This window comes from Bordetella petrii (assembly GCF_000067205.1).
GTDB classification, from domain to species: Bacteria; Pseudomonadota; Gammaproteobacteria; order Burkholderiales; family Burkholderiaceae_B; genus Bordetella_A; species Bordetella_A petrii.
This window is the reverse complement of sequence record NC_010170.1, coordinates 3,012,120-3,037,474: the sequence shown is the minus strand read 5'-3', so window position 1 is coordinate 3,037,474 and position 25,355 is coordinate 3,012,120. Positions and strand designations below refer to the sequence as shown.

The following is a 25,355-nucleotide window of genomic DNA, read 5'->3' as shown; positions in this document are numbered from 1 at the left end:
GTCACTCTACTGGGTCACACCATCGAACATAAAGCTGCGCCGCCTAACCGCGTCCCGATGGTTGATCTTGTCCACCACCAGTTCGGCCAGCTTGTTTTCGTCCATACCTGGCGCCGGATTCACATTCAGAGTGATGCTCCGGTTGTCCTGCCACGTGCCCGATGCGCCGCCGCGTGCCGTGGCCATGGGCGGTGCCTGAGGCGGGGCGGGCGGCGTATAGCCGTCCATCACGCTGGCGTTGGGATTCTCGTCACCGACCCCGAAGAATTCCTTTGTCTTGGTCCAGGCACTGCCGACAGCGGAAATCTTATCGATCAGCCAATCCAGGGCGCCGGACGCGGTTAGTTTGATGCTATCCCACAGGCTGGTGAAGTAACCTTTCAGCCCGTCCCATACGCCGATGGTTGTAGCTTTGACCGAATTCCAGGTGTCGGTGAAGAAAGCTTTGATCGGCTCCCAATTTTTGTAGACCAGCACAGCAGCACCAGCCAAGGCACCGATGATCGCGCCAACTGGCGACAGGAACGTCGCGGCGATTCGCAGCGCAGTGAACGCTGCCCCCAAGCCGATCACAGCGCCGCCAACGGCGACAATGCCCTGCGTCAGTCGCGGGTTTGCTGCCGTCCAGGCGGTGACTCGATCTATGACGGTGACCAGCCCGCCTGCCACGTTGCCAATCGCTGGCAGCAACGTTTGGCCGATGGTTTTGCTAAGACGGCCCACCGAGTTCGACAGGTTCTCGGCCTGGGTGGCCGCCGTGCCCATCATCTTGCTGAAATCAGCGTCTACCGAGCCGGCAGAGTTCAGCGCGTCACGTTTGATGCGCTGATACTGTTCGCGCTCAGTCATCAGTGCCCGAAGTGCGCTACCGGCCTGTACATCCGGCACCAGCTCGGCAACCAGGTCCGCACGGCCACCAGTGAGTTGGCGGGTTCGGTCAACGAAGAACTGCAGCACATCCTCACCGCGCTTCTGAGCCTCCTGAATCTCCCCGAACATGTCCACGCCGTACAGCTTCTGGAATCGCTTCAGCGTTTCCGGCGCCACCATTTTGCCAAGCAGGTTGCTTAGATTGGTCGCGGCCTCGTCGCTGCTGCCGGCGCCAGTGCGCACGATCTGGAACGCAGCGCCCATGCTGGCGGCGGCGTCCAGGCCTTGCATGCCCAGCGCCTTGAACAACGAACCCACCTTCGGGGCGTGCTTGGCCATTTCCGCCAATTCGAAGTTGCCGGCCTTGCCGGCAGTGTTCAAGATGTCGAATGCGACGCCGGCCTGCTTGGCGGTGATGCCAAGCTGCTGGTTCAAGCTGAACGCGGTCTGCGCCATATCCTCCATGGTGCCGCCGGTCGCGGTAACGGCTTTGCCGAGGGTTTCGGCCGTCGCTATGGCTTCGCCGACGGCTAGGCCAGACGCCACCAGGCTGCCAACACCGGATGTAACGCTCTCAACAGACTGCCCAGTTTTCCGGCTGGTTTCGAATATCTGGCGGTCGAGGTCGCGGGTTTCGGCGTCGGTCAGGCCGCCTGTGTTCTGAATCGTCACCAGTTCTTTTTGGTGTGCGGCCGCGTCTCGCCCCACCTTGAACACCGCTGCTGAATACGCGGCACCTACGGCCAGCACTCGGGTCAGTTGCCCCACCAAAACCTGGCGCTTGGCCAGGGCGGCGTCGCGGCGTTCCTCGATGCGCTGCAGTCGTCCCAGGACAGCGCGTTGCTTTTCCAGTTCGGCAGTAACGGCCGCGTAGCGGGACCGCAGGCCATCAATGTTGGCGCCGGATCGGCCCAGCTTCTGGATCGCGCCCCCGAGCGTGCGTTGCTCCGCGTTCAAGCGCTTGACGGTACTGCCCAAGCTGGTGATGCTGGTCTTGGCGCTGGTGACGGTGCGCTTGAACGAGCCAGCGACAGCGCCGCCGATGGTGATGGTTGCCGATAGCCGCTTATTCATGGCGCGGCTCCACGTCGGAAATCACCGCGTCAGCCAGACCAGCAGCGCGGCGAGCGTCGTCCACCAGTTGAGCGATGTCGTGTCGATCCGCCTTGCATAGCTCGCGGCTCGCTTCCAGCATGGCGGCGATGGCTTCGTCGAGTTTCACCCGGGCCATAAGGACTGCATCGCGGCGCGCTTCGGGGTTGTCGTGTGGTACCAGCAGGCGACCGCGGGCGGCGTACAGGGCATCTTCAATTCGTTGGTCCAAGATTCTCATCTCCAAAGTTTGGGTCGGCCGAGGCCTTTAGTGCTTCGATAATTTCGGCTCGCAGTGTGGCTTTGAACCGGGATTCGTCGTTCTCCCCTAAAAGCTGCGATACCACGCGGCCGGGTACGTTAAGCATGTTGGCGCGGATGATTCCACAGCGATGCGCCCAGACCTCGGCATACTGTTCGATGGGCGCCACCAGTTTTTTGGCTTCTGCGAGCCGTAGTTCAGCTTCGTCGGCTTGGGCGCGCACAAGTCGGGTGCGCTCACGCTGCAGGACACTTCCGGTACCGGCGGCGTCGTCGATCAATGCTCGGATGCTCGGGCCAAGCGCGTATTCGTTGCGTCCGACGCGTTCAAGCGTGCCTTGCTCGGCCAGCTGGCGGATACGGCGCGCTGAAACGCCTGCAAGAGCAGCAAGTTGCATGTCGGTGACTGTTGTGTCTGGTGCAATCACAACGGCGCCAGGCTCAAGATCACAGATGCCAGAAAGGCCAAGCACACCAGCTGTTCGTTGTCGAAGATTCTCATTTCTCGGGACTCCATGAGCGAAGTTCAAAGGCGGTTCCACGATACGACTCGCAAGCGCCGGCAAGGCTTTTGATGGCCTGCCGTGTCCGTTGGTCCAGCCTCGAATCGGCCGCGATTTCCTCGGCCATGCGTTGCAACCCGACCAGGCGGCCGAACAGGTCCTGTTCAACCATCGTTCTGCCCCTTTAAGCGGCGAATCTGCGCCAAGATCGGTTCGTCGGGGTGCAGGAACTGCACACCAGGCGGCGGGTGGCGGCGTGCGTTGCGGGTCTTGCGTGATCGGTACCTGGGGCGCTTTCTGTCGGGCGTGTTCATGGGCTTTCCGTATTCGGTGGGTGCCGACCGGGGCGGTAACCCCGGCCGGCGTGGCCGTTTCAAATGTCGCGTCGGTGGCCAGCCGCGCCCGCGTTGAACCCCACCAGCAACGCGGAACTGGTCGCGGTTAACCCCCGCGCGGGTCGGACAACAAACTTTTTCTCAGAATGGCGCCAATAATTGCGGTGCGGCTCGGTCGGAGTCCGGTCTGCTCGGCAACTTGCTGCTGCCGCTGGTGCACGGCGCGCAGCACGTCACCGGGTAGCGCGATACTGAACTTTTGGCTGTGTTGGTTTTGCATGATGTCCCTCAAAAATCGTGAACCCAGCCGCGCCGACGCTGCGGGGCTTCGGGGCGTAAACACCAGGCGACGCGAGAATCCAGCCAGCGCACAGCGCGGCGGTACTGCCCTTCACTAAGCCCCGGCCATAGCTGGCGGATGTTTTGGTCCGCGTTCTCTGCGTGGAACCGCGCGCCGCCCATGTGGATTAGCACACGCGGCAGCCCGTCATCGTTTTGAGCGGAGCGAACCAGCGGCCAGGCGGTTTCAATCGCGTCGGCCAGGTCGGCGGGCAGGCCTTTATCAGTGGGCGCAGTCATCACGCTGCCTCGACCGCCGGCACGTTCCAGAACGCAGTGGCGTCGGGCAGCAGCGGCTGCAAATTGACCCAGGCGGTCAACGCCATGGCGCCGGCGACATTCACGCGGTCAACAATCAAGAAAATTTCTTCGTTGACCGCCACACCGGCGCGGGCGAACGACCCGACGAACGTAGCGTCGATTTGGTCGCTCAATTCAGCCGCAACACCAGCTGCGCGCAGGGCGCCATCAGCGCCGACTGCGGCGCCGTTTCCGGCCGTGCCAACGATGCCGCGCAATTCACCGAAGCGCAGACCACGTGCAGCGGCGGCGCCAATTGAAAATGCACCAGGCGTTGCGGATTTGATCGCGGCCAGCAACACGGCGTCAGCGAGATTTGACAAGCCCAGCGCAAGGGCGGTCATGGCGACGTGTTCGACCCATTCGTCGCCGTGTTCTTTCAGCATGGTGCGTGGAATCTCGAGGCGCAGGCCATGTGTAGCCGAATCACCCGGGGCGATTTCTGTCGAAAGGATCGGTAGTGCTGTTGCCGTCGCGTCGTCGCCGTCTTCGACTGGCTGGAAAACGCCGGCCTCGATCACGCTGAACCGGGATGCACGGCGCTGCCACACCATTTCGCCATTCCCCATCGGCACCGCATCAGGCGCAGCCTCGACTGGCACCAGGCGCGCGCCGGCTTGGCAGACGCGGGAGTTTTGAAGGATCGCTGTTGACATAGGCACGCGTCGGCCGGCCTGATGTTGCACCAGGGCTTGCGTGGGGCGCTGGGGGTCGAGCGTGTATTCAGGCAAGGGGTCCGCCAATCGGACGACGCCAGCTGATGCGGCGCGTTGCGCGGTTATATGGGTCGGCTCGGTGAAACCGGGCGTGTAATGCTCTGCGGCACCAGTTGCCTGGCGGGCCTGGGCGATGAGTTTGGATAGCATGCGATGGGTTCCTTTCGGTGAGTTCGGAACCAGTATCCGACGAACGGAACCGCGTTTCCCCTTGTGGGTTTTCCAAAGAACGGCAGTCCGGTAGTTGTTTTTTGCAACCACCCAAATATTGAACGGCGCGGTGGCGTTGCACGCGCCACCAGGGCCGCCCAGGAAGGACCCATACAGCCCCACCAGCGGGCGCAGGCCGATGCGCAGGCACCGACCTGCACCACAGGTGGCGCGGGGCTACCCAGCGGCCTGCAGGTTGGCCAACGGTGGCATGTGTCGCTGCATCGATGCCACCAGATCGGCGGCAATGGCTTTGCGGGTTTTGGCCGAGATCGGTTCGCCGGCAAGGGGTTCGATTTGATCGACAGCGGTTCGCACCAGCTGATCGGCGAGGTTCTCGTACAAGCGTTCGTTTCGCATGTGGTTGGTTTCCAGAGAAGCGGGGGCGTATTCATTTGCCCACCAGGCCCCCGAAATCCTGGCGTGCTAGGTAACGGTAACGCTGGGTAACGGGTTTTCCGTTAGCTTCCAAAATCCGTGGTAGTTACATCTTGAAATGCAGGGATTTTGGCTCTAGCAGAAAAGCCGTTACCCGCCGTTACCGTTACCGGGTTAGCAAGGCCGGAGCCCTTCGTCGTCGCTGGTGCAATCAGCGAGGATGTCGAGCGCGGTGGCGGAGTATTCCCGGAGCTCGCGGGCGCGCGCCGCCTCGCCCCCAACAACCGATGACGGCCTGTCAGCCCACCGATCCGCGTTACGGAGAATCCAGCATTTCCCGGCGCGTCCGCGAACTTTGACCGTGACGCCATCTCGGTACTGGATTGCGCCAGACTCCAACAGTGCCCGCCGCATGGCGACGTTCAGCTTATCGTCCAGCCCCTCGCTCAGTACGCTTGCGGCGTCCTGGTTTGTGATTACATCGCTCGGCCAATGCTTGATGAGTTGCTCTGCTGTTTGCTGCACCATGGACCGGGATGCACTTAGAGCGGCCCGCTTTGCGTCGTTCATGGGCGGACGTTCGCCAGGGTTAAATTTACTGATGTCACGATCCCGCAAGAAAACACCAACAGCATTGATGAACTCAGCATTTCCCAGGAGCGCGTACAGCCTGGTGTATTCCTCCGGGGGGCGCGGGGCGGCATTGTGGCGGACCACGCGCCATCGGCGGTCAGTGCCTTTCAGAGGCAGTGCGTTTTCGTAGTTGCTGAACACCAGCCATCGGCAGGAGTTGTGCTCTTTGTGCTGGCGCCCGAACTTCGGGTTGAGGATGCGTTCCTCGGCGTTGACGATGGCGTTAAGCCGGTTGGCGTGGCGAAACGGATTTTCCCCGCCGCCCTCTTGCACCTCGTCCACCATCGCCAAAACACGCCCCGCCAGCATGCCGTTGAACTGACTTTCCAACAGCGCGGGCAAGTCCACGTTCGGCGCCACATATCCGCGCCACACACGGGCTAGCACCGACGCAAGCCAGTTGCGGCCTGTACCTGTGTTCTCCGCGATGTGTAGCCAGCCGTAGTGCGGCAGCACGCCGGGTTGTTGTTCGATATGCGCGAGCCAGTCCAAGAACACTTCGCACTCGGCCGTGTCCGCGATGAGATAGTCGACGTGATCGAGAAAGGGTTGCACGTCTGCGGTGGGTCTGCTGCGCTCGATTGGCCGCCAGGAGTTCATCGCCATTTCGCCGTCCGGGTCACGACAGATGGCCGACGCGCCAGCATGAAATGTGCGCGTCGTGACCGTCTTGCGGTTGGGGTCGCGCTTCCATAGCATCGCGTTCGGCACTTGGCGAGGCTTGGCTTTGCTTTCTGGCTCGCTTACTTCGGTGGTGTTGCACGCCGTCAAGTCACAAAAATCTTTGAACGGCAGTACGGTTTTGGGCGCACTCAGCCGACCAACTTGCCCACCAGCTGCTATCCATACGCAATCGTTCAGCATGTCGGCCACACTCATTAGAGGCGGCAAAATGGCTTGCGGGTCATCTTGAATGCGCGCGTTTTCATCTTTCTGGTGCCGCCGCCGCGCCTCATCGCGCCCGTGCTCTGGCACAGGCGTAGGCGTCTTCTGCCAAAGCGGGTCGTCGTCCGCAATTTCCGGGTACGGGTCCGGCCGGCCGGCCAATATGGCGGCGTGTCGAGCGGTCACAACGTCAGCACGGGACGGTTTAGCAGCTGGTGCGGGCAGTTCTCCGGCGGCGCGTTTGGCCCTCGCCTGATGAAGGCTTAACATACCGAACCCTCCCAGCCCAGCGATTCTAGAATGGCCACCAGTTCGTTGAGCGTTTCATGGCAGGCGCCGAACCGGAAAGCATTTCCGATAAGGCTTTTGCACGCTTCGTCCAGCGTGTGACCATCTTCCAGCATGGCGGCAACGGCGCGGATCGTCGCGTCCGTGAACGCTTCCAGCCGTGCGGCTCGCTCGGCCTGGCGCACGGCTTCGGCTGTGGCGCGTTTGGCGGCCAGCTGATCGGCGTTGGCCTGGTGCCACGCCCGGAAGTCTTCGGCCGTGAAAAGCAGTTGATCGCCCTGATCGACGGCGGTAGAATTCGGGTAGCAGTTTACGAATGTAGTATCGGAAGCCGACGTTCCCGCGTCGGCTTTTTTCATTTCGTCCATGATGCTCGCGCCCCCTTATGCCGATTGCGCGTCGCGAGCGCTGATGCGGGATTGAAACCAGGCTTCGACATCGGACGCGAGCCAGCCGACCGAACGCGGGCCTAATTGGATTTGCCGGGGGAAAAGGCCGCGTTTGACGTTGTAATAAATCGCCGGCCGGGATAGACCTGTGATGCGTGTTACGTCTGTGATGCGGAGTATTTGCGGAAGGTGTTCCATCTGTATCGCCTCAAAAGTGGTTGGCGATACCGATTAAATACACTTAAGACGATGCGTTCCCCTTGTGGGTTTTCCAGTAACAAAATGTTATTAAGCCACGAATTCTGCAGCGTCCAGCACGTCCGCCCATGACTGTAAGAGCGCCCGGCGTTCGTCTTTGTACGCGTGCCGGTTATATGCGGCGCGAACCTTGTCCCTGGGTGCGTGCGCCAGGCAACGCTCGATCACGTCCACGTTTGCGCCAGGCTGAGCGTTCGCCCAGGTGGAAAAAATCGACCGCGTGCCGTGCACCGTCATTTCCCGGCGATAGCCCACCCGGCGCAGCATTTCGTTAAGCGCGGTGGGACTCATTGGCGTGTTGGGCTTGTCACGATGCGGGAATACGTAATCGCCGCCAGAATGTGCGCGGACGGCGCGCAGCAGCTCGACTGCCTGGCGTGACAGCGGTACCCAATGCGCGGTCCGGGTCTTCATTCGATCAGCCGGGATCAGCCATTCGCCTGCATCAAGGTCGATTTCGTCCCATCGGCCGGACGTGATTTCCAGTTTTCGGCATGCCGTGAGCAGCAGCAGGCGAAACGCCGCCTTTGTCGCCGGCTGGCAGGCGCTGGCGTCTATGGACGCGAGCAGGGCGCCTAGCTCGTCCATGGCCACAGCGGGGTGAGAGGTCTGTTTGCGGGCGGGCAGGGCGCGCGGGCCTGGTGTTGGGTTGCCAGCAATCAGTCCAACGTCGACGGCATGCTCGAAAATCGAATTCATGTGCGTGCGCAGGTTCCGCGCGACTTCTGGTGTATCGGTCGCCACTGTCTTCAGCAAATCAGCCAGTTCGCGGCGCGTTATTTCGCCGACTGGGCGCGCACCTAGTTTCGGCTCTAGGTATCGGTCGATTTCCCGATCCCGCTGACGGATCGTGGCCGGCGCAAGGGCGCGCGCTGGCGTCGCCTTCCATGAATCGAGAACAGCCTTGAACGTTCCGGCCTTGGCGCGCGCGGCGTCCTCCGCCATGCGCGCACGATCATCGCGGCGTTGGGCGGTCGGGCTAACCCCATCTGCCACCAGTCGCCGCGCAGCAAGATGACGTTCACGCGCTTCGGCGAGACCAACGTCCGGGTATCGGCCGATGGCGAATACCTGTTCTTTCCCGCCCAAGCGGAACTTGTAGCGCCACAGCCGAGACCCGTTCGGCTGCACCAGCAAGTGCAGGCCGCCGCCATCGGCGAGTTTATATGGCGCGTCCTTGGGGCGGGCGTTCTTTACGGCACGGTCGGACAGGGCACGGGCGAAATCGTCTTTGCTCATGAGGGGATGATCCGTTAGATACCCCCAACGGTACCCCCAATTTATCTAGATTTCAATAATCGGCATTAGACGACCTTGAACATACCGAAAGACGTAAACCCGCGCGAATACTAGCTTTCCGGTGTGCCTCGATGAATCAGGATGAGCCGGCGTGATCTGGAATGAATGTAGTGTAGATTCCAGGTGGCGAGTTTCATGAGCAATGGCTGGTGCGTGTTGTTTTGCGCAATAGTATCAGTGGCGGTACCAGCAGCCAGCAAACGCTGGCTTTAGTCGCACGCTGCTTCCGGCATTCTGCGGCAAACTCCGAGCACAAGAACACTCAAGAAACCGCGTGGGTCTGGTATGCGCGCATCGCCTGCTTGCGCAGCAGCGCGGCAAAGGCCCGCCCTGGCCGGCTTTGCGGCACCTCGCGATTGAGCAGCAGGCCGGGCGTGCGCATGGGCGTGGGGTTTTCCATGGGAATCATGCGCAGCGCCGGGCTGGGCGCGACGGCGCTGGGGGCGGCGATGGCGCCTACCGGCAGCCGCGTCACCATGCCCAACATGGCGGCGATGGTGTTGGTTTCGGCCACGACGCTGGGCTCGGCGCCGGCGGCGGCGAAACACTCGTCCAGCAGGCGGCGGGTGGAAAAACCGGGCGTCAGCAGCACCAGGGGCTCGCGATGCAGCTCGATCATGCGTATGCGCTTGCGCGCGGCCAACGGGTGCGCGGCCGACACCACCAGCACCAGTTCTTCGTTGAACAGCGGCTCGAACTGCAGGCCGCTGGTCGACTCCGGGCGGTAGGCCACGCCCAGGTCGAGCTGGCCGGCCTCCAGGCGCGCGGCGATGGCGTCGGCCGCCAGCTCTTCGATGATGACCCTGACCGTGGGATGGTGCTGCAGAAAGCGCGCCATGCAGTCGGGGATGAAACTCTGGTTGAACGTATGGGTGGTGCCTACCCGCAGCTCGCCGGTCAGCGAGGCGGCGCTTTGCTTCAGTTCGCTCAGGCCCTGGTCGATTTCGCGCAGGGCGCGCGCTGCATAGGCCAGGAAGGTTTCGCCGGCGGCCGTGATGACAACGCGCTTGCCCACGCGGTCGAACAGGCGCTGGCCGATTTCTTCTTCAAGCTGGCGGATCTGGTGCGACAGCGTGGATTGCGTGACATGCACGCGCTCGGCCGCGCGCGTGAAATTCAGCGAGCCCGCCAGGGCGATGAAATAGCGCAAGTGCCGCAGTTCCATGGAAACGCCTTGAATAATCGATGGTATCAATAATAACTGACGAAATTTATCATTTTCATCATTTGGTGGTGTTGGATAGGCTTACGGCAATACAGGAATCTGCAGTAAGGAGCTCCCATGGGGAAAGTGCTGGAAGGCATTCGGGTCATCGAGCAGGGCACCTTCATTACCGGTCCCGCGGCGGGCATGTTGCTGGCGGACCTGGGCGCCGACGTGATCAAGGTCGAGCAACCAGGCACCGGCGATCCGTTCCGGGCTTTCAAGGGCGGGCTGTACAGTCCGCACTACCAGACCTACAACCGCAACAAGCGCAGCATCGAGCTCGACGCGCGCGACCCGGACGACGCCCAGGTGTTCGACGCCTTGATCGAGAGCGCGGATGTCTACATCCAGAATTTCCGGCCCGGCACGGCCGAGCGCCTGGGCGCTGGCGAGGCGCGGCTGCGGGCGCTGAACCCCGGGCTGGTGTATTGCGCCATCAGCGGCTTCGGCCAGAGCGGCCCGGCCGCCGGGCGGCCGGCCTACGACACGGTGGCGCAGGCGGCCAGCGGTTTCCTGAACCTGCTGGTCAACCCGGCCAACCCGCGGGTGGTGGGGCCGGCCATCGCGGACTCGCTCACCGGGTTCTACGCGGCCTACGGCATACTGGGCGCGCTGGTGGAGCGTGCCCGCACCGGGCTGGGCCGGCGCGTGGAAGTGTCCATGCTCGAGGCCATGTGCCACTTCAACCTGGATGCCTTCACGCACTTCCTGTCCGAAGGCGAAGTCATGGGGCCGTACAGCCGGCCCAGTGTTTCGCAGTCGTACACGCTGCGCTGTGCCGATGGCAAGTGGATCGCGCTGCACATGTCGTCGCCCGAAAAATTCTGGCGCGGCCTGGCCGAGGCCATCGAGCGGCCAGGCATTTTCGACGACGCGCGCTTTGCCACGCGCGAGGGCCGCATCGCGCACCAGGAGCAGTTAATCGAAATGCTCGGCGAAATCTTCGCCACGCGTACACGCGAGGCCTGGTGCGCCCGCCTGCTGGAGCGCGACGTGCCGCACGCGCCCATGTACGACACCCGTGAAGCTTTGCAAGACCCGCAGGCGCGCCACCTGCAGATCGAAATCGAAGGCGTCCATCCGCGGCGCGGCCCCTGGAAGACAGTGCGCTCGCCCGTAACGTTCGACGGCCAGCGGCCCACGCAGGTGCGCCCGCCGCCCGAATTGGGCGAGCATAACGATGAAATCCGCGCCTGGTTGCGCGCCGGCCGCGCATAGGCGCCCCCCCATTAGTTCAAGGACTTCTTATGAAAATCGGCAAGGAAACCGTGCCTCGCACCTCGATCTGCACATCCGACGAGCACACCATCGTGGTGCGCGGCGCCGACCTGTGCCAGGACCTGATCGGCAAGATGGCGTTCGGCGATTATTTCTACCTGCTGGTCACCGGCCGCCGGCCGGATGCGCCGGCCAGCGAGGTTCTCAACGCCACGCTGGTGGCGATTGCCGAGCACGGGCTGGTGCCCAGCGTGCAGGCCAGCCGCATGACGCTGGCGGCCGCGCCCGACTCGCTGCAGGGGGCCGTGGCGGCTGGCATTTTGGGCTGCGGCTCGGTGATCCTGGGCGCTTCCGAGACGGCCGGGCGGCTGTTCCATGAAATCGAGGCGCGCGCCGGACAGGGCGGCGACGTCGTGGCCGCGGCGCGCGCCGTTGTGGCGGAATATCGCGCGGCGCGGCGCGCCATCCCCGGCTATGGGCATCCGCTGCACAAAGCGCGCGATCCGCGCGTGGCGCGGCTGTTCGAGGTGGCGCGCGATAGCGGCGCGGGCTTGCGGTACGTGGCCATTGCCGAGGCGGTGGAGCAGGTGATTCCAGAAGTCGTGGGCAAGGACCTGCGGCTGAATGTCTCGGCGGCGATTCCCGCCGTGCTGCTGGGTATCGGTTTTCCCTTGTCCGCGCTGCGGGGCGTGCCGATACTGGCGCGCGCGGCCGGGCTTATCGCCCACCTGACTGAAGAGCAAGAGACTCCGATTGGCTTCGCGCTGTCTTACCAGGCTACGCGCGAAGTGCAATACGAAGGCGCAGTTCCCCCCGGCTTCGGGGCGGCGCAGCCATAGCGCCGGCTTACCGGCGGGCCGCGCGCGGCGCGCCGCATATATCAACGATAAGGAGACAACCATGAAACCGCTCGAACATTCTTCCCGCTCCGGCAAGGCGCGTCGCAATCTGCTTGGGGCCGCGCTGGCCGCCGCCATGTTGGGGCTGGCCGGCGCGCCGGTCCAGGCCGCGGATTTTCCCGATCGCCCGGTGCGCATCGTGGTGCCGTTCGGTCCGGGCACGACCACCGACACGATCACCCGTATCGTGGCCGACGCCATGGCCAAGCCGCTGGGCCAGCAGGTCGTGGTGGAGAACAAGTCGGGCGGCGGCGGCACCATCGGCACCGCCCAGGTGGCGCGCGCGGATGCGGACGGGTATACGCTGGTCATGGGCACGGTCGGCACGCATGCCATCAACCAGGCGTTGTACAAGAACCCCGGCTACGATCCGGTGAAAGACTTCGCGCCCGTGGCCTTCGTGGGCCAGACGCCCACCTTTCTGGTGACGGGCAGCGGCTCGGGCATCGAGTCGCTGAAAGACCTGGCCGCCGCCGCGGCCAAGCCGCCCGGCGTGGCCTTTGCCTCGGCGGGTAGCGGCACCTCGGGCCACCTGGCCGGCGAATTGCTCAAGGCAAGGCTCGGCGGCGAAATGCTGCACGTTCCCTATAAAGAAGGCGGCCTGGCGGTATCCGACGTGATGTCGGGCCAGGTGCAGTTCATGTTCTACCATCCCGCCGCGGTGCTGCCGCACATCAAGGCCGGCAAGCTGCGCGCCCTGGGAGTGTCCAGCGCGCGCCGCAGCATTGCCGCGCCCGACGTGCCCAGCATTGCCGAACAGACCGGCAGCGACTTCGACCTGGTGGCCTGGTTCATGCTGTACGCGCCCGATTCCACTCCCGCGCCGGTGCTGGCCGCGTTGCGCCAGGCGGCGCAGGCCGCATTGTCCGATCCGCAGGTGGCCAAGCGGCTGAGCGGGCAGGGCGTCGAGCCGGGAGGCGAGTCGACCCGCGACCTTGACAAGTTCGAGCAGGCCGAGATCGCCAAGTGGTCGGATCTGGTGCGCAAGTCCGGCGCGCAGGTGAACTGAGCGCGGCCCCGCGGCCGGCGGCTTGCGGCGTTTATTTCAGCGTGGAAATGAACGCCGCGGTGCGCGGGTCGCGCGGGCGGGTGAACAGCTCGGCGGACGCGCCCGATTCCACCACGCGGCCGTCCTGCAGGAAGACGGCTTCGCGTGAAATGGCGGCGGCCAGGCGCAGGTCGTGCGTGGCCATCAGCATGGTCATGCCTTCGCCGGCCAGCTGCTTCAGCACGTCGACCACCTCGGCCGCCAGGCCGGGGTCGAGCGCCGAAGTGGGCTCGTCGCACAACAGCACGCGCGGCGACGGCGCCAGCGCGCGGGCGATGGCCACGCGCTGCTGCTGGCCGCCCGACAGGTTCAGCGGCCAGGCATCGGCCTTGCCCTGCATGCCGACCTTCGCCAGCAGTTCCTCGGCCCGTTGACGGGCCCGCGGCCGGGGCCACTTCTGTACCGTGACCAGGCCTTCCATGACATTGTCGATGACAGTCTGGTGCGGAAACAACTGGAAGTTCTGGAACACCATGCCGGTCTGCATGCGCACCCGCTGGACGGCCTCGCGCGCGGGCCGGTGGCCGGGCGCGAAGTGCATGGTTTCATCGCCCAGTTGCAGCGTGCCGCCTTCGGGAATTTCCAGCAGGTTCACGCAGCGCAGCAGCGTGCTCTTGCCGCTGCCGGACGGGCCGATCAGCGCTGTGACACTGCCCTCGGCAATGGCGACATCGACCTTGTCCAAGACGTGGTTGTCGCCGAAGAATTTGTCGATCTGCGTCAGCGAGATCATCGGTTTCTCTCGGAAAACACCGCATGCTGGCCGTAGCGGCGCTCCAGGCGCGTCTGGGCGGCCGACAGCGCCGAGCTGAACACCAGGTAGATCAGGGCGGCTTCGGTGTACAGGATCAGCGGCTCATAGGTGACCGCGGCGATGCGCTGGGCGGCCTGGAAGATCTCGGGCACGGTCAGCACGGCGGCCAGCGACGTATCCTTGACCAGCGAGATGAAGGAATTGGCCAGCGGCGGCACCGCCACGCGCGCCGCCTGCGGCAGCACGGTGCGGCGCATGGCCTGGCCGCGCGTCATGCTGAGCGAATACGCGGCTTCCCACTGGCCTTTCGGAATTGATTCGATGGCGCCGCGGATCACTTCCGAGTTGTACGCGCCCACGTTCAAGGTAAAGCCGATCAGGGCGGCGGGCAGCGGGTCGAGCACGATGCCCACGCTGGGCAGTCCGTAGAAAATCACGAACAATTGCACCAGCAGCGGCGTGCCGCGAATCAGCCACACGTAGAACCGCACCAGGGCCACCAGCGGCGCCGGCCCGAACAGCCGGATCAGCGCCACAATGAACGCCAGCACCAGCCCGCCCGCGAACGACAGCAAGGTCAGCGGCACCGTGAACACCAGCCCGGCATGCAGCAGGGGCCAGAACGAATCGATCATCAACTGCAGCCAGGCGGGCACGGTGGCGTGGGTTCCTTGTTATCGGTGCGGGCGGGGCGGAAACGGCGGCGCTGGCGCTTATTGGGCGGACAGGTCGGTGCCGAAGTACTTGACCGAGATGTTCTTGTAGGTGCCGTCGGCCTTGATGTCGGCCAGCGCCTTGTTGATGGCTTCGCGCAACTGCGGGTTGCCCTGGCGGATCAGCACGCCCGATTCGCTGAATTCGGCGCTCTTGTCGCTGTCCACGATCTTCACCTTGGCGTTGGGCTTGTGCTTCTTGAAGTCCAGGAACGACAGGTTGTCGTTGATGGTGGCGTCCACGCGGCCCGAGGTCAGCAGGTCGATGCTTTCATTGAAGCCTTGCACGGCCACCACCTGGGCGCCGTATTTTTGGGCCAGCTTGCCGAAGTTGCTGGTCAGGGTGTTGGCCGAGCGCTTGCCCTTCAGGTCGGCGAAGCTCTTGATGTCCGTGTTGTCGTCGCGCACGATCAGCACCGCCTGCGACGCGATGTAGGGGTCCGAAAAATCGTACTTGGCCTTGCGGGCATCGGTAATGCCCACCTGGTTGATGACCGCGTCGTAGCGCTTGACGTCCAGGCCGGCGATCAGGCCGTCCCATTTGCCTTCGACGAATTCGGCCTTGACGCCCAGGCGCTGGGCGATGGCCTCGCCGATCTCGACGTCGAAGCCGGTAAGCTTGCCCGAGGCATCGTGGTAGGTGAAGGGGGCGTAGGTGCCCTCGGTGCCGATCTTGAACACGCCGGCCGATTTGATGGCGGCCAGGCCGTCCTGGGCATGGGCGCCGGCGGCGACGGCCAGTTGCAGCAGGCCGGCCAGCAGAATGGAACGCAGGGGTTTCATGAGGTGCTCCAGTGGGATGTCATCATGCGCGCGAAAGCGGCCTTGTGGGCCGCCCTGGGCAATGAATACGGCACTGTAACAAGTTGCCCATTCTTCCACAAAGCATAAAGATTATTAAGAATATTTCTTTTTGTTATTAACGAGCGCGGCTGGCCCGGCGGTCTCCCGTCAGCGCGCGCGCAGCAGCCGCAGCCCGTTGGCCACCACCAGCAGGCTGGCGCCCACGTCGGCGAACACGGCCATCCACAGCGTGGCGTGCCCGGTGGCCGCCAGCGCCAGGAACACCACCTTGATGCCCAGCGCCAGCGCGATGTTCTGCACCAGGACGCGGTGCGTGGCGCGCGACAGGCGCACGAACTGGCCGATCTTGCGCAGGTCGTCGTCCATCAGCGCCACATCGGCCGTCTCGATGGCCGTGCCGGTGCCGGCCGCGCCCATGGCAAAGCCGATGTCGGCGCGCGCCAGCGCGGGCGCGTCGTTGATGCCGTCGCCCACCATGCCGACCTTGCCGGCGGGGCCCAGCTTGGCCTGTACCGCCTGCAGCTTGTCTTCGGGCAGGAGTTCGCCGTGCGCCTCGTCAATGCCGGCCTGCCGGGCTACCGCCTGCGCGGTGCGCGCGTTGTCGCCGGTCAGCATCAGCGTGCGCACGCCCAGCTTGTGCAGCGCCGCCACGGCATCGGCGCTGCCGGGCTTCAGGGTGTCCGCCACCGCCGCCAGCGCCAGGGCGCGCGTGCCGTCGGTCAGGGCGATGGCCGTCTTGCCTTGCTGCTCGTGGGCCTGCATGCGGTCCTGCAGTTCGGGCGTGGCCACGTTCAGCTCGCGCATCAGGCGCAGGTTGCCCAGGTGCAGCACCGTGTCGCCGATGCGGCCGCGCACGCCGCGGCCGGGCAGGGCGGCGAAGTCGCGCACCTCCAGCAAGGCGGCCGATCCGGCGGCGGCATGGGCCTGCGCCACGGCGCGCGATACCGGATGGTCGGAGCGGGCCGCCAGGCTGGCGGCCAGCAAGGCGGCGGGTTCAGGCAGGGCTTCGGCGAGCGTTTCCAGGTCGGTGCAGACGGGTTTGCCGTGGGTCAGCGTGCCGGTCTTGTCGAGCGCCAGCCAGGTCAGCTTGCGGCCTTCTTCCAGGTACACGCCGCCCTTGATCAGGATGCCGCGCCGCGCCGCCGCGGTCAGGCCGCTGACGACGCTGACCGGAGTGGAAATGACCAGGGCGCAGGGGCAGGCGATGATCAGCAGGGCCAGCGCGCGATAAATGGCGTCCAGCCACGGCTGGCCCCACAGCAGCGGCGGGCCCACGGCCACCAGCACCGCCAGCGCCACCACCACCGGTGTGTAGATGCGCGAGAAGCGGTCGATGAAGCGCTGCGTGGGCGCGCGCGCGCCCTGGGCCTGCTCGACGGCATGGATGATGCGCGCCAGGGTGGTTTCGCCGGCCGCCGCGGTGACGCGGTAATCGAAGGCGCCGGTGGTGTTGACGGTGCCGGCGTAGACGACATCGCCCACGGCCTTGTCCACCGGCAGGCTTTCGCCAGTGATGGCGGACTGGTCCACCGCCGAACTGCCTTCCGCCACCGTGCCATCGGCGGCGATGCGTTCGCCCGGCCGCACCCGCACCCAGTCGCCGTGCCGCAATTGCGCCACCGGCGCTTCGACCCATGTGCCATCGGCTTGGCGCGTGGTGGCAACCTGCGGCGCCAGGTCCAGCAGATCGCGCACGGCGTGGCGCGCGCGGTCCAGGGCGCGCGCTTCGATCATTTCGGCCACGTTGAATAGGAACATGACCATGGCCGCTTCGGGCCATTGGCCGATCAGCACCGCGCCGGTCACGGCAATGCTCATCAGGGCGTTGATGTTGAGGTTGCCGTTGCGCAGCGCGATCCAGCCCTTGCGGTACGTGCCCAGCCCGCAGGCCAGGATCGACGCCACCGCCAGCGCGGCGGTCACTGCCATGGGCAGGGCGGCGAAATGCGCGGCTTCCGACAGTGCGGCCAGCAAGCCCGCGGCGGCCAGCAGGGCATGGCCACGGCGGGGCGCGGCGGCGGGCACGGCGCCGGCTGCTTCTTCCTGCGCCATGATTTCCGGCGTCATGTCGAGCGAGCGGATGGCCGCCACCACGCGATCGAGCGCGCCATCGGCGTGCACTACGGTGAGCACGCGCTGCATCAGGTTGAAATGCAGGTCGTGCACGCCCGGCAGCTGGCCCAGTTTCTTGCGGATCAGGGTTTCTTCGGTGGGGCAGTCCATCTGCCCGATGCGCAGCCGCGCCAGCTGCTGGCCGGGGCCGGCGCGCAGCGGCGCGGCATCGTCCCGCGAGGCGGCTGCGTGATCATGCGCGTGGCCTTGCGGGTGTTGGTGCGGGTGGTCGTGTCCGCAGCAGGCTGGGGTATCGGAGGCAGAGAACGGCATCGGCGGATTTCGGTCGATTGGATGGGATGACCGTATTCCACACCCTGGAGTTACTATAGGGTCAAGGCGTCCGTCGCGGCGCATTCTATCCGGAGGCAGCCATGAAAATCGGTGAACTCGCCAAGGCGGCCGGCACCACTGTCGAAACGGTGCGCTATTACGAAAAAGAGGGCCTGCTGCCCGCGCCCGAGCGCGGCCTGAACAATTACCGCAGCTATGGCGCGCCACACCTGGAACGCCTGCGACTGATCCGCAACTGCCGTGCGCTGGACATGACACAGGACGAAATCCGCGCCATTCTGCAACTGGCCGACGACCACCGCGCCGGCTGCGGGCCGATCAATGAATTGTTCGACGAGCACATCGCCCACGTGGACGCGCGCATTGCCGAGCTGGCGCAACTGAAGGCGCAGCTCACAGAACTGCGCCAGCGCTGCCTGTCGGCGCGGCCCGACACCGACGATTGCGGCATCTTGCATGGTCTTTCGGAAATGCAGGTGCAAGAGCGCCCCGAACGCCATACCCATCTGGGTTGAACCCCACCGCGATGACCTTGGCTGGCGCGGGGAGATAGGCCGGATGGCCCCTTCGCCTGGCGTATGATGAGAACGTTTCTCGAATAGACCCCATCATTACCTTGGCTTCCATGACCGTTTCCCCCTTGCACGCCCTGACTTCCCGCCGCTCGATGAAATTCCTGCGCGCGCCCGCGCCCAAGCCGGACGAACTCGACCAGATTTTGCAGGCCGCCATGAGCGCGCCCGATCACGGCAAGCTGCGCCCCTGGCGGTTCGCGCTGATCCGTGGCGCGGCCATCGGCCGCCTGGCCGACCGCGCGCTGGACGCGGTCAAGCGCAGCGGCGACCCTCGCATGACGCCCGAAAAAGAAAAATCGGTGCGGCAATGGATGAGCGAGGTGCCGCTATTCGTAGGCCTGGCCCAGAAAATCGACCACGACAACCCCAAAGTGCCCGAGCAAGAGCAACTGCTGGCCACCGGCGCGTCGGTCATGAACATCCTGAACGCCGTGCACATGCTGGGCTACGGAGCCTTCTGGAGCACCGGCATGGGCACCTACGTGGAAGAGGTGCAGGAAGCGCTGGGCTTCGATCCCCTGGACTACCGCTTCCTGGGTTTCCTGGCCATCGGCACCCCCGCCTGCGCCATGCCCGAAGCCGTGCGGCCCGACTACAGGGAATTCGTCACCGAGTGGACCGGCGAATAAGCCCGGTTCGAGTTGCCGCCGGGCCGTGATCGTGCCGGCCCGGCCCGCAAGACGCTCTTCCTCTAACCCGCCCCGGCGCCATCAGTAGAACAAACGATCGCTCAGACCGCGGGGTCAGGCAGTCTCCTGCAATACCCGTTGCGCCTCTTCCCGCACTCGTTCCGGCGCCGTGCCCCCGATGTGCTTGCGGGCCGCCACCGAGCCTTCCAGCGTCAGCACGGCATGCACGTCGTCGCCAATGGTGGGATGGTAGGCCTTCAGGTCGGCCAGGGGCAGGTCGGCCAGGTCGCAGCCGCGCTGTTCGCAGTCGCGCACGGCGTGCGCCACCACCTCGTGCGCGTCGCGGAACGGCACGCCCTGTTTGACCAGGTAGTCGGCCAGGTCGGTGGCCGTGGCAAAGCCCTGCAGCGCCGCGGCGCGCATGTTGTCGGCCTTGACCTTGATGCCGCCGGCCATGTCGGCGAAGATGGTCAGCGTGTCGCGCAGGGTGTCCACCGTGTCGAACAGGCCTTCCTTGTCTTCCTGGTTGTCTTTGTTATAGGCCAGCGGCTGGCCTTTCATCAGGGTCAGCAGGGCCATCAGGTGGCCGTTGACGCGGCCCGTCTTGCCGCGCGCCAGCTCGGGCACGTCGGGGTTCTTTTTCTGGGGCATGATCGAGCTGCCGGTGCAGAAACGGTCGGCCAGGTCGATAAAGCCCACGCGCGGGCTGATCCACAGCACCAGTTCTTCCGACAGCCGCGACACGTGCGTCATGATCAGTGCGGCGGCCGCGCAGAATTCGATGGCGAAGTCGCGGTCGGACACGGCGTCCAGCGAGTTGCGGCACACGCCGTCAAACCCCAGGGTCTTGGCCACGCGCTCGCGGTCGATGGGGAAGGTGGTGCCGGCCAGCGCGGCCGCGCCCAGGGGCAGGCGGTTGATGCGCTTGCGGCAGTCGGCCAGGCGTTCGGCGTCGCGGCCGAACATTTCGGCGTAGGCCAGCAGGTGGTGGCCGAACGTGACGGGCTGGGCCACCTGCAGGTGGGTGAAGCCGGGCATGATAGTGGCGGCGTTTTCCAGCGCCACGGTGGCCAGGGCGCGGCGCAGCTGGCGCAGCAGGTCGACCAGCGTATCGATTTCGGCGCGCAGCCACAGGCGGATGTCGGTGGCCACCTGGTCGTTGCGCGAGCGTCCGGTGTGCAGGCGCTTGCCGGCGTCGCCCACCAGCTCGACCAGGCGCTTCTCGATATTCAGGTGCACGTCTTCGAGGTCGAGCAGCCACTGGAAGGTGCCGGCGTCGATTTCCGCCAGGATCTGGGCCATGCCGCGCTGGATGTCGGCCAGGTCCTGTGCCGGGATGATGCCTTGCGCGGCCAGCATTTCGGCGTGCGCCAGCGAGCCCTGGATGTCGTGGCGCGCCAGGCGCTGGTCGAAGTCCACGGACGCCGTGTAGCGCTTGACGAGTTCGGAAACCGGCTCGGAGAACCGGGCGGACCAGGCTTGCGCCTTGTTGGCGAACTGGTTTTGGTCGGAAGAGGGTGTTTTTGCCATGATGGGCGGAATTATAGGGCCAGCCCCGCTTCCCCTGCCGCCGGGACGCCCGCGGCGGGCCAGTTGTTGGATAATTCGGGCAGGCATACAAAGGAGCCCGGTTTTGGCGATGGAATGGGATCGGCTGGTAACGCGGCTGGGCGAATACGTGCCCACCCAGGCGTGGGCGCAGACGCTGGTGGGCATAGGCGCGCTGGTGGTGGTGGCGCTGCTGGCGCAATGGGTCGGCGCGCGCATCGTGCTGGCCTGCGCGCACCGGCTCCTGGTGCTCACCGGCCGCGAAGACTGGGACAAGGCATTGCGCCGCCGGCGGGCGTATCACAACTTCTGGTACGCCGTGCCCTTTGCCGTGGTGTCGGTGGGCATCGGCCTGGTGCCCCACGCCGAGCGGGCCGTGGCCGTGGTCGGGCGGCTGGCCCATGCCGGCGCCTGGATCTGCATATTCATGGCGGTCAGCGGTGGGCTGAGCGCCTGGCAAGATACGTATTCGGCCACCACCCGCGCACAGACCCGCTCTATTAAGGGCTATATCCAGATCGGCAAGCTGATGCTGGTTGCCATCTGCACGGTGCTGGTGTTGTCCATTCTGCTCGACCGCTCGCCGCTGTGGATGATCTCCGGCCTGGGCGCGCTGTCGGCGGTGCTGCTGCTGGTGTTCAAAGACACGCTGCTGTCTCTGGTGGCCAGCACCCAACTCACCTCGAACGACATGCTGCGCATCGGCGACTGGATCGAGATGCCGCAGTCCAACGCCGACGGCTTTGTGCGCGACATCGCGCTGCACACCGTCAAGGTGCAGAACTGGGATAACACCGTCACCACGGTGCCCACCTACAAGCTGTTCTCGGAAAGCTACCGCAACTACCGCCACATGTTCGAATCCGGGGGCCGCCGGATCAAGCGCACCCTGAGGGTCGACGCTACCAGCGTGCGCTTCCTGGCCGACGACGAGCCCGAGCGCCTGATGCGCTTCCGGCTGCTGCACGATTACCTCGAAGCCAAGCAGTCCGACCTGCGGCAGGCCAACAGCGAACTGGGCGCAGAACTGGCCCAGTTGCCGGTCAACCGGCGCCGGCTGACCAACATCGGCACGTTTCGGGCCTACGCGCTGGCCTACCTGAAGCGGCACCCGGAAATCCGCCAGGACATGTCCATGATGGTGCGCATGATGGAACCGCAGTCCGACGGTATTCCCATCGAAGTCTATTGCTTTACCGCGTTGACGGCCTGGGTAGAGTACGAGCGCATCCAGGGCGATGTGTTCGATCACCTGCTGGCCATCCTGCCCGAGCTGGGCCTGCGGCTGTACCAGCAGCCCTCGGGGGCCGACATCGGCGCCATGGGCGAAGGCCTGGGCCAGGCGCTGCGGCGCGACATGGCGCGCGAGCGGGCGCTGGCAGACGCCGGCGCCCGCCCGGGGGCGGACGCGGGCGCCGGCGTGCGATAATTTTCGTTCTATTTCTCAACCGATCCGGAACCGTCGTCCATGAGCGCTGCCCGCGTTGCAATTGCGCAAATCAACGCCTGTGTAGGCGATATCAAGGGCAACGCTGCCCGCGTGCTGCAGTCTGCCCATTCGGCGCACCAACAGGGCGCCGACGTGCTGGTCACCCCCGAGCTCGTGCTGACCGGCTATCCGCCCGAAGACCTGCTGCTGCGGCCGCACTTCGTCGAAACCCAGGAAGCCGCGCTCGACCAGTTGCGCCGCGACACCGCCGGCCTGGCCGGGCTGCACCTGCTGGTGGGGCACGTGCTGGCCCGCGGCGGCAAACTGTACAACGCCGCCACGGTGCTCTGCGAGGGCCGGGTCGTGGGCGTGTATTGCAAGCGCGAGCTGCCCAACTATTCGGTGTTCGACGAACAGCGCTACTTCGCCGAGGCCGACCAACCCCTGGTGTTCGAGGTCAAGGGTGTGCGCTTCGGCGTGAACATCTGCGAAGACATGTGGTTCGAGCGCGCCCCGCGCGCCGCGGCGCAGGCTGGCGCGCAAGTGCTGCTGGTGCCCAACGCGTCGCCCTACAACACCGGCAAGCAGGATGAGCGCCTGCGCGTGGCGCGCCGCTGCGCGCAAGACACCGGTTGCGCCGTGGTCTACGCCAACCTGGTGGGCGGCCAGGATGAACTCGTGTTCGACGGCGCCTCGTTCGCGCTCGACGCGCAGGGCCAGCCGGCGGCGCGGCTGCCCGACTACACCGAAGGCGTGGACGTGGTCGAGGTCGACGCCGCGGGCGCCGTGCGTCCGCTGTCGCGCCATGCCGACGTGGCTCCGTACTGCCTCGAAGAGCAGGTCTGGAATGCGCTCGTGCTGTCCGTGCGAGACTACCTGGGCAAGAACGGCTTTCCCGGCGCCATCATCGGGCTTTCCGGCGGTATCGATTCGGCGGTGGTGCTGGCGGTGGCGGTGGACGCCCTGGGCGCGGCCAACGTGCGCACGGTGATGATGCCGTCGCGCTACACGGCCGACATCTCGCAGACCGACGCCGGCGACATGGCGCAGCGGCTGGGCGTGCGCCACGACGATATCGCCATCGGCCCGGCGGTCGACGCCTTCGAGGCCATGCTGGCGCCGCAGTTCGCCGGCCTGCCGGTCGATGCCACCGAAGAGAACATTCAGGCGCGGGTGCGCGGCACGCTGCTGATGGCGCTGTCCAACAAGACCGGCCACCTGGTGCTCACCACGGGCAACAAGTCCGAGCTCACCACCGGCTATTGCACGCTGTATGGCGACATGGCCGGCGGCTTCGCGGTCATCAAAGACGTGCCCAAGACGCTCGTGTACCGCCTGGCCGAATGGCGCAACCGCGAGCACGAAGTCATTCCGCGCCGCATCATCACGCGCCCGCCCTCGGCCGAGCTGCGCCCCGACCAGACCGACCAGGACAGCCTGCCGCCGTACGACATCCTCGACGGCATCATGGAACGCTACATGGAACGCAACCAGTCGGCCGCCGAGATCGTGGCCGCGGGCTTCCCGCGGCCGGCGGTCGAGCAGGTGGTAAGGCTGATCCGCATCAACGAATACAAGCGCCGCCAGGCGCCGCCAGGGCCGCGCATCACGCCGCGCGCCTTCGGCCGGGATTGGCGCTATCCTGTCACCAACGGATTCCGGGAAACCGTTTGAACCCGCGCCGCCATTCGCTCACATCCAGGACCACACCAACGTGAAACAAGTCACTGCCATCATCAAACCCTTCAAGCTCGACGAAGTGCGCGAAGCGCTGGCCGAGGTCGGCGTCAGCGGCCTGACGGTCACCGAGGTCAAGGGCTTCGGCCGCCAGAAAGGGCATACCGAGCTGTACCGGGGCGCTGAATACGTGGTGGACTTCCTGCCCAAGATCCGGGTCGAGGTCGTGCTGGCGGACGACATGGTCGAGCCCGCCATCGAAGCTGTCATCAAGGCGGCCCGCACCGGCAAGATCGGCGACGGCAAGATCTTCGTCACCCCGGTGGAGCAGGCCATCCGCATCCGCACCGGCGAAAACGGCGAGCAAGCCCTGTAGCTTGTTATCGGGCAAGCGCGCGGCGCTTCGGGGGCTACCTGACCAGCTGATTCATCTCCAGAATCGGCATCATCACCGCCAGCACGATCAGCAGCACAAAGCCCCCCATCAGCAAGATGAGCAGCGGCTCCAGCAATGCCGTCATGGCCATGGCGCGCCGCTCCAGGTCGCGCGACAGGTTCTGCGCGCCGCGCTCCAGTAGTTCGGGCAGGCGGCCGGTTTTTTCGCCGCTGGCGATCAGGTGGATCAGCAACGACGGAAACACTTTTTGCGCGGCCAGCGCCGAGGCCAGCGGAGCGCCTTCGCGCACGCGTTCGGCCGCCTCGTCCACCGCGCGGCGCAGGCGGTCATTGCCCAGGGTGCGGCGCGCCGCGTTCAGCGCGCCCAGCAGGCTGACGCCACTGCCGCTCAGGATCGCCAGCGTGGAAGCGAAGCGCGCCGCATCCACGCCCAACACGAAACGCCCGGCCAGCGGCAGGCGCAGCAGACGGGCATGCCAGGCCTCGCGGCGCGCCGGCGCGCGCAGCGCGGCTCGCCATAGCGTGCTTGCCGCGACAATGCCAACGGCGGCGACCCAGCCCCATTGACGCACGAAATCGCTTAACGCCAGCATGATGCGCGTGAGCAGCGGCAACTGCTGGTGGGCGTGGTCGAACGCCGTGATGACCTGCGGCACCACATAGCCCAACAGGAACGCCACGATCACCACTGACACGCACGCGACCACCGCGGGATAAATGAACGCCGTCATCACTTTGCCGCGCAGTGCATTGCGTTCTTCGATGTAGCCTGCCAGCTTTTCCATCACCTGCGCGAGGTCGCCCGATTCTTCGCCCGCCGCGACCAGCGCGCGATAAATTTCGGGAAAATCGCGCGGCCGCGTGGCCAGCGCATCGGCCAGGCGGTAGCCGGCCCGCACTTCGTCGCGCACGCCGGCCAGCGCGCCGGCCACGTGCCGGCTTTCGGCCTGTTCCAGCGTGGCGTTCAGCGCGGCATCCAGCGGCAGGCGCGCGGCAAGCAGGCTGGCCAACTGGCGCGTCAGCCACGCCAGTTCGCCGTCGGACAAGCGGCGCTGCAGGCGCGAGCCGCCCTGGCGCGATGCCGCCGGCGTGGTCGACAGCGGCAGCAGGCCGCGCGCGCGCAGCTGGTTGCGCGCGCTGCGCTCGGTGTCGGCATCGAGCGTGCCATGGATGATTTTTCCCACCAGGTCGGTGGCTTCGTAGCGGAACGACGGCATGCGAAAAAGCTCGTGATTTCAAGGGTTTTCAAGCCGCCACATTGAGCGCGAATTATGACCGTAGTGTTGCAGGGGTACC

Annotated in this window: 28 protein-coding genes; 8 read left to right on the top strand and 20 right to left on the bottom strand. The window is 65.4% G+C overall.

Going from position 1 to position 25,355, the window contains the following annotated elements; translation table 11 throughout:
- Positions 1-6: 6 nt before the first annotated feature.
- The 14 genes from BPET_RS14635 to BPET_RS14595 all read right to left on the bottom strand — a co-directional run bounded on the left by BPET_RS14635 (position 7) and on the right by BPET_RS14595 (position 9,921).
- The gene (locus BPET_RS14635) at positions 7-1,944 is read right to left on the bottom strand and encodes a phage tail tape measure protein (RefSeq protein ID WP_012249796.1); all 1,938 of its coding nucleotides are present in this window, start codon (positions 1,942-1,944) and stop codon (positions 7-9) included.
- A complete protein-coding gene (locus BPET_RS14630; RefSeq protein WP_041862943.1) occupies positions 1,937-2,194 on the bottom strand; it encodes a hypothetical protein in 258 nt (85 codons plus the stop codon). The genes BPET_RS14635 and BPET_RS14630 overlap by 8 nt, the downstream gene beginning before the upstream one ends.
- Positions 2,178-2,621 (bottom strand): terminase small subunit, encoded by a 444-nt coding sequence (locus BPET_RS26035; RefSeq protein ID WP_012249794.1) that lies wholly within the window; start codon positions 2,619-2,621, stop codon positions 2,178-2,180. The genes BPET_RS14630 and BPET_RS26035 overlap by 17 nt, the downstream gene beginning before the upstream one ends.
- Positions 2,622-2,721: 100 nt before the next feature.
- Positions 2,722-2,898, bottom strand: a complete 177-nt coding sequence (locus tag BPET_RS26930) for a hypothetical protein (RefSeq protein ID WP_158310084.1) — start codon at positions 2,896-2,898, stop codon at positions 2,722-2,724.
- Positions 2,891-3,040, bottom strand: a complete 150-nt coding sequence (locus BPET_RS26925; protein ID WP_158310083.1) for a hypothetical protein — start codon at positions 3,038-3,040, stop codon at positions 2,891-2,893. Before BPET_RS26925 ends, BPET_RS26930 begins: the two co-directional genes overlap by 8 nt.
- A 127-nt stretch (positions 3,041-3,167) precedes the next feature.
- Entirely contained in the window at positions 3,168-3,341 is a 174-nt protein-coding gene (locus BPET_RS26920; RefSeq protein WP_158310082.1) for a hypothetical protein, read from the bottom strand.
- A gap of 8 nt (positions 3,342-3,349) precedes the next feature.
- Positions 3,350-3,640 carry a hypothetical protein gene (locus tag BPET_RS14625; protein WP_041862942.1) on the bottom strand — a complete coding sequence of 97 codons (291 nt, stop codon included), beginning with the start codon at positions 3,638-3,640 and terminating at the stop codon, positions 3,350-3,352.
- On the bottom strand, positions 3,640-4,566 hold the full coding sequence (locus tag BPET_RS14620; RefSeq protein WP_151208967.1) for a hypothetical protein: 927 nt from the start codon (positions 4,564-4,566) through the stop codon (positions 3,640-3,642). The genes BPET_RS14625 and BPET_RS14620 overlap by 1 nt, the downstream gene beginning before the upstream one ends.
- Positions 4,567-4,803: 237 nt before the next feature.
- On the bottom strand, positions 4,804-4,986 hold the full coding sequence (locus tag BPET_RS14615; protein ID WP_041862941.1) for a hypothetical protein: 183 nt from the start codon (positions 4,984-4,986) through the stop codon (positions 4,804-4,806).
- Positions 4,987-5,178: 192 nt separating this feature from the next.
- Entirely contained in the window at positions 5,179-6,792 is a 1,614-nt protein-coding gene (locus tag BPET_RS14610) for a primase-helicase family protein (RefSeq protein WP_012249792.1), read from the bottom strand.
- On the bottom strand, positions 6,786-7,178 hold the full coding sequence (locus tag BPET_RS14605; RefSeq protein WP_012249791.1) for a hypothetical protein: 393 nt from the start codon (positions 7,176-7,178) through the stop codon (positions 6,786-6,788). The genes BPET_RS14610 and BPET_RS14605 overlap by 7 nt, the downstream gene beginning before the upstream one ends.
- 15 nt (positions 7,179-7,193) lie before the next feature.
- Positions 7,194-7,397 (bottom strand): helix-turn-helix transcriptional regulator, encoded by a 204-nt coding sequence (locus BPET_RS26030; protein ID WP_012249790.1) that lies wholly within the window; start codon positions 7,395-7,397, stop codon positions 7,194-7,196.
- Between the two features lie 90 nt (positions 7,398-7,487).
- Complete coding sequence (locus tag BPET_RS14600) at positions 7,488-8,696, bottom strand: tyrosine-type recombinase/integrase (RefSeq protein ID WP_012249789.1); 1,209 nt, start codon at positions 8,694-8,696, stop codon at positions 7,488-7,490.
- Positions 8,697-9,018: 322 nt separating this feature from the next.
- Positions 9,019-9,921 carry a LysR substrate-binding domain-containing protein gene (locus BPET_RS14595; protein WP_012249788.1) on the bottom strand — a complete coding sequence of 301 codons (903 nt, stop codon included), beginning with the start codon at positions 9,919-9,921 and terminating at the stop codon, positions 9,019-9,021.
- 117 nt (positions 9,922-10,038) lie between these two features.
- Between BPET_RS14595 and BPET_RS14590 the strand changes: the two genes are divergently transcribed.
- The 3 genes from BPET_RS14590 to BPET_RS14580 all read left to right on the top strand — a co-directional run bounded on the left by BPET_RS14590 (position 10,039) and on the right by BPET_RS14580 (position 13,089).
- Positions 10,039-11,181 carry a CaiB/BaiF CoA transferase family protein gene (locus BPET_RS14590; RefSeq protein ID WP_012249787.1) on the top strand — a complete coding sequence of 381 codons (1,143 nt, stop codon included), beginning with the start codon at positions 10,039-10,041 and terminating at the stop codon, positions 11,179-11,181.
- Between the two features lie 29 nt (positions 11,182-11,210).
- Entirely contained in the window at positions 11,211-12,020 is an 810-nt protein-coding gene (locus BPET_RS14585) for a citryl-CoA lyase (RefSeq protein ID WP_012249786.1), read from the top strand.
- A gap of 61 nt (positions 12,021-12,081) precedes the next feature.
- On the top strand, positions 12,082-13,089 hold the full coding sequence (locus tag BPET_RS14580; RefSeq protein ID WP_012249785.1) for a Bug family tripartite tricarboxylate transporter substrate binding protein: 1,008 nt from the start codon (positions 12,082-12,084) through the stop codon (positions 13,087-13,089).
- A 31-nt stretch (positions 13,090-13,120) separates the two neighbouring features.
- Here BPET_RS14580 and BPET_RS14575 read toward each other — a convergent pair whose 3' ends face one another.
- From BPET_RS14575 to BPET_RS14560, 4 genes are all read right to left on the bottom strand, one after another.
- Entirely contained in the window at positions 13,121-13,861 is a 741-nt protein-coding gene (locus BPET_RS14575; protein ID WP_012249784.1) for an amino acid ABC transporter ATP-binding protein, read from the bottom strand.
- The gene (locus BPET_RS14570; protein WP_012249783.1) at positions 13,858-14,538 is read right to left on the bottom strand and encodes an amino acid ABC transporter permease; all 681 of its coding nucleotides are present in this window, start codon (positions 14,536-14,538) and stop codon (positions 13,858-13,860) included. The genes BPET_RS14575 and BPET_RS14570 overlap by 4 nt, the downstream gene beginning before the upstream one ends.
- A gap of 57 nt (positions 14,539-14,595) precedes the next feature.
- Entirely contained in the window at positions 14,596-15,378 is a 783-nt protein-coding gene (locus BPET_RS14565) for an amino acid ABC transporter substrate-binding protein (protein WP_012249782.1), read from the bottom strand.
- A 168-nt stretch (positions 15,379-15,546) separates the two neighbouring features.
- On the bottom strand, positions 15,547-17,784 hold the full coding sequence (locus BPET_RS14560) for a heavy metal translocating P-type ATPase (protein ID WP_041862939.1): 2,238 nt from the start codon (positions 17,782-17,784) through the stop codon (positions 15,547-15,549).
- A 101-nt stretch (positions 17,785-17,885) separates the two neighbouring features.
- Here BPET_RS14560 and cadR point away from each other — a divergent pair, with 101 nt between their 5' ends.
- Positions 17,886-18,320 carry a Cd(II)/Pb(II)-responsive transcriptional regulator gene (cadR, locus tag BPET_RS14555; RefSeq protein WP_012249780.1) on the top strand — a complete coding sequence of 145 codons (435 nt, stop codon included), beginning with the start codon at positions 17,886-17,888 and terminating at the stop codon, positions 18,318-18,320.
- A 110-nt stretch (positions 18,321-18,430) separates the two neighbouring features.
- Positions 18,431-19,009: a nitroreductase family protein gene (locus BPET_RS14550; protein ID WP_012249779.1), complete on the top strand. Its 579-nt coding sequence runs from the start codon at positions 18,431-18,433 to the stop codon at positions 19,007-19,009.
- A gap of 114 nt (positions 19,010-19,123) precedes the next feature.
- Here BPET_RS14550 and argH read toward each other — a convergent pair whose 3' ends face one another.
- Complete coding sequence (gene argH / locus BPET_RS14545) at positions 19,124-20,539, bottom strand: argininosuccinate lyase (RefSeq protein WP_012249778.1); 1,416 nt, start codon at positions 20,537-20,539, stop codon at positions 19,124-19,126.
- A 109-nt stretch (positions 20,540-20,648) separates the two neighbouring features.
- Between argH and BPET_RS14540 the strand changes: the two genes are divergently transcribed.
- Genes BPET_RS14540 through BPET_RS14530 form a run of 3 tightly spaced genes read left to right on the top strand, consistent with a single transcriptional unit; the run spans position 20,649 to position 24,039 of the window.
- Positions 20,649-21,986 carry a mechanosensitive ion channel family protein gene (locus tag BPET_RS14540; RefSeq protein WP_012249777.1) on the top strand — a complete coding sequence of 446 codons (1,338 nt, stop codon included), beginning with the start codon at positions 20,649-20,651 and terminating at the stop codon, positions 21,984-21,986.
- Positions 21,987-22,025: 39 nt separating this feature from the next.
- A complete protein-coding gene (locus BPET_RS14535; RefSeq protein WP_012249776.1) occupies positions 22,026-23,660 on the top strand; it encodes an NAD+ synthase in 1,635 nt (544 codons plus the stop codon).
- A gap of 40 nt (positions 23,661-23,700) precedes the next feature.
- On the top strand, positions 23,701-24,039 hold the full coding sequence (locus BPET_RS14530) for a P-II family nitrogen regulator (protein ID WP_012249775.1): 339 nt from the start codon (positions 23,701-23,703) through the stop codon (positions 24,037-24,039).
- A gap of 34 nt (positions 24,040-24,073) precedes the next feature.
- Here BPET_RS14530 and gspF read toward each other — a convergent pair whose 3' ends face one another.
- Positions 24,074-25,276: a type II secretion system inner membrane protein GspF gene (gene gspF, locus BPET_RS14525; RefSeq protein ID WP_012249774.1), complete on the bottom strand. Its 1,203-nt coding sequence runs from the start codon at positions 25,274-25,276 to the stop codon at positions 24,074-24,076.
- Positions 25,277-25,355 lie beyond the last annotated feature (79 nt).

Excerpts from the sequence above, each read along its gene's own strand:
- BPET_RS14565 (WP_012249782.1), bottom strand. The coding sequence starts at position 15,378 with ATGAAACCCCTGCGTTCCATTCTGCTGGCCGGCCTGCTGCAACTGGCC.
- BPET_RS14575 (WP_012249784.1), bottom strand. The coding sequence starts at position 13,861 with ATGATCTCGCTGACGCAGATCGACAAATTCTTCGGCGACAACCACGTC.
- BPET_RS14585 (WP_012249786.1), top strand. The coding sequence starts at position 11,211 with ATGAAAATCGGCAAGGAAACCGTGCCTCGCACCTCGATCTGCACATCC.
- BPET_RS14580 (WP_012249785.1), top strand. The coding sequence starts at position 12,082 with ATGAAACCGCTCGAACATTCTTCCCGCTCCGGCAAGGCGCGTCGCAAT.
- argH (WP_012249778.1), bottom strand. The coding sequence starts at position 20,539 with ATGGCAAAAACACCCTCTTCCGACCAAAACCAGTTCGCCAACAAGGCG.
- BPET_RS26035 (WP_012249794.1), bottom strand. The coding sequence starts at position 2,621 with ATGCAACTTGCTGCTCTTGCAGGCGTTTCAGCGCGCCGTATCCGCCAG.
- BPET_RS26030 (WP_012249790.1), bottom strand. The coding sequence starts at position 7,397 with ATGGAACACCTTCCGCAAATACTCCGCATCACAGACGTAACACGCATC.
- BPET_RS14610 (WP_012249792.1), bottom strand. The coding sequence starts at position 6,792 with ATGTTAAGCCTTCATCAGGCGAGGGCCAAACGCGCCGCCGGAGAACTG.
- BPET_RS14540 (WP_012249777.1), top strand. The coding sequence starts at position 20,649 with ATGGAATGGGATCGGCTGGTAACGCGGCTGGGCGAATACGTGCCCACC.
- cadR (WP_012249780.1), top strand. The coding sequence starts at position 17,886 with ATGAAAATCGGTGAACTCGCCAAGGCGGCCGGCACCACTGTCGAAACG.
- BPET_RS26920 (WP_158310082.1), bottom strand. The coding sequence starts at position 3,341 with ATGCAAAACCAACACAGCCAAAAGTTCAGTATCGCGCTACCCGGTGAC.
- BPET_RS14625 (WP_041862942.1), bottom strand. The coding sequence starts at position 3,640 with ATGACTGCGCCCACTGATAAAGGCCTGCCCGCCGACCTGGCCGACGCG.
- BPET_RS14560 (WP_041862939.1), bottom strand. The coding sequence starts at position 17,784 with ATGCCGTTCTCTGCCTCCGATACCCCAGCCTGCTGCGGACACGACCAC.
- BPET_RS14600 (WP_012249789.1), bottom strand. The coding sequence starts at position 8,696 with ATGAGCAAAGACGATTTCGCCCGTGCCCTGTCCGACCGTGCCGTAAAG.
- BPET_RS14590 (WP_012249787.1), top strand. The coding sequence starts at position 10,039 with ATGGGGAAAGTGCTGGAAGGCATTCGGGTCATCGAGCAGGGCACCTTC.
- BPET_RS14605 (WP_012249791.1), bottom strand. The coding sequence starts at position 7,178 with ATGGACGAAATGAAAAAAGCCGACGCGGGAACGTCGGCTTCCGATACT.
- BPET_RS14595 (WP_012249788.1), bottom strand. The coding sequence starts at position 9,921 with ATGGAACTGCGGCACTTGCGCTATTTCATCGCCCTGGCGGGCTCGCTG.
- BPET_RS14550 (WP_012249779.1), top strand. The coding sequence starts at position 18,431 with ATGACCGTTTCCCCCTTGCACGCCCTGACTTCCCGCCGCTCGATGAAA.
- BPET_RS26925 (WP_158310083.1), bottom strand. The coding sequence starts at position 3,040 with ATGAACACGCCCGACAGAAAGCGCCCCAGGTACCGATCACGCAAGACC.
- BPET_RS14620 (WP_151208967.1), bottom strand. The coding sequence starts at position 4,566 with ATGCTATCCAAACTCATCGCCCAGGCCCGCCAGGCAACTGGTGCCGCA.
- BPET_RS14635 (WP_012249796.1), bottom strand. The coding sequence starts at position 1,944 with ATGAATAAGCGGCTATCGGCAACCATCACCATCGGCGGCGCTGTCGCT.
- BPET_RS14615 (WP_041862941.1), bottom strand. The coding sequence starts at position 4,986 with ATGCGAAACGAACGCTTGTACGAGAACCTCGCCGATCAGCTGGTGCGA.
- gspF (WP_012249774.1), bottom strand. The coding sequence starts at position 25,276 with ATGCCGTCGTTCCGCTACGAAGCCACCGACCTGGTGGGAAAAATCATC.
- BPET_RS26930 (WP_158310084.1), bottom strand. The coding sequence starts at position 2,898 with ATGGTTGAACAGGACCTGTTCGGCCGCCTGGTCGGGTTGCAACGCATG.
- BPET_RS14535 (WP_012249776.1), top strand. The coding sequence starts at position 22,026 with ATGAGCGCTGCCCGCGTTGCAATTGCGCAAATCAACGCCTGTGTAGGC.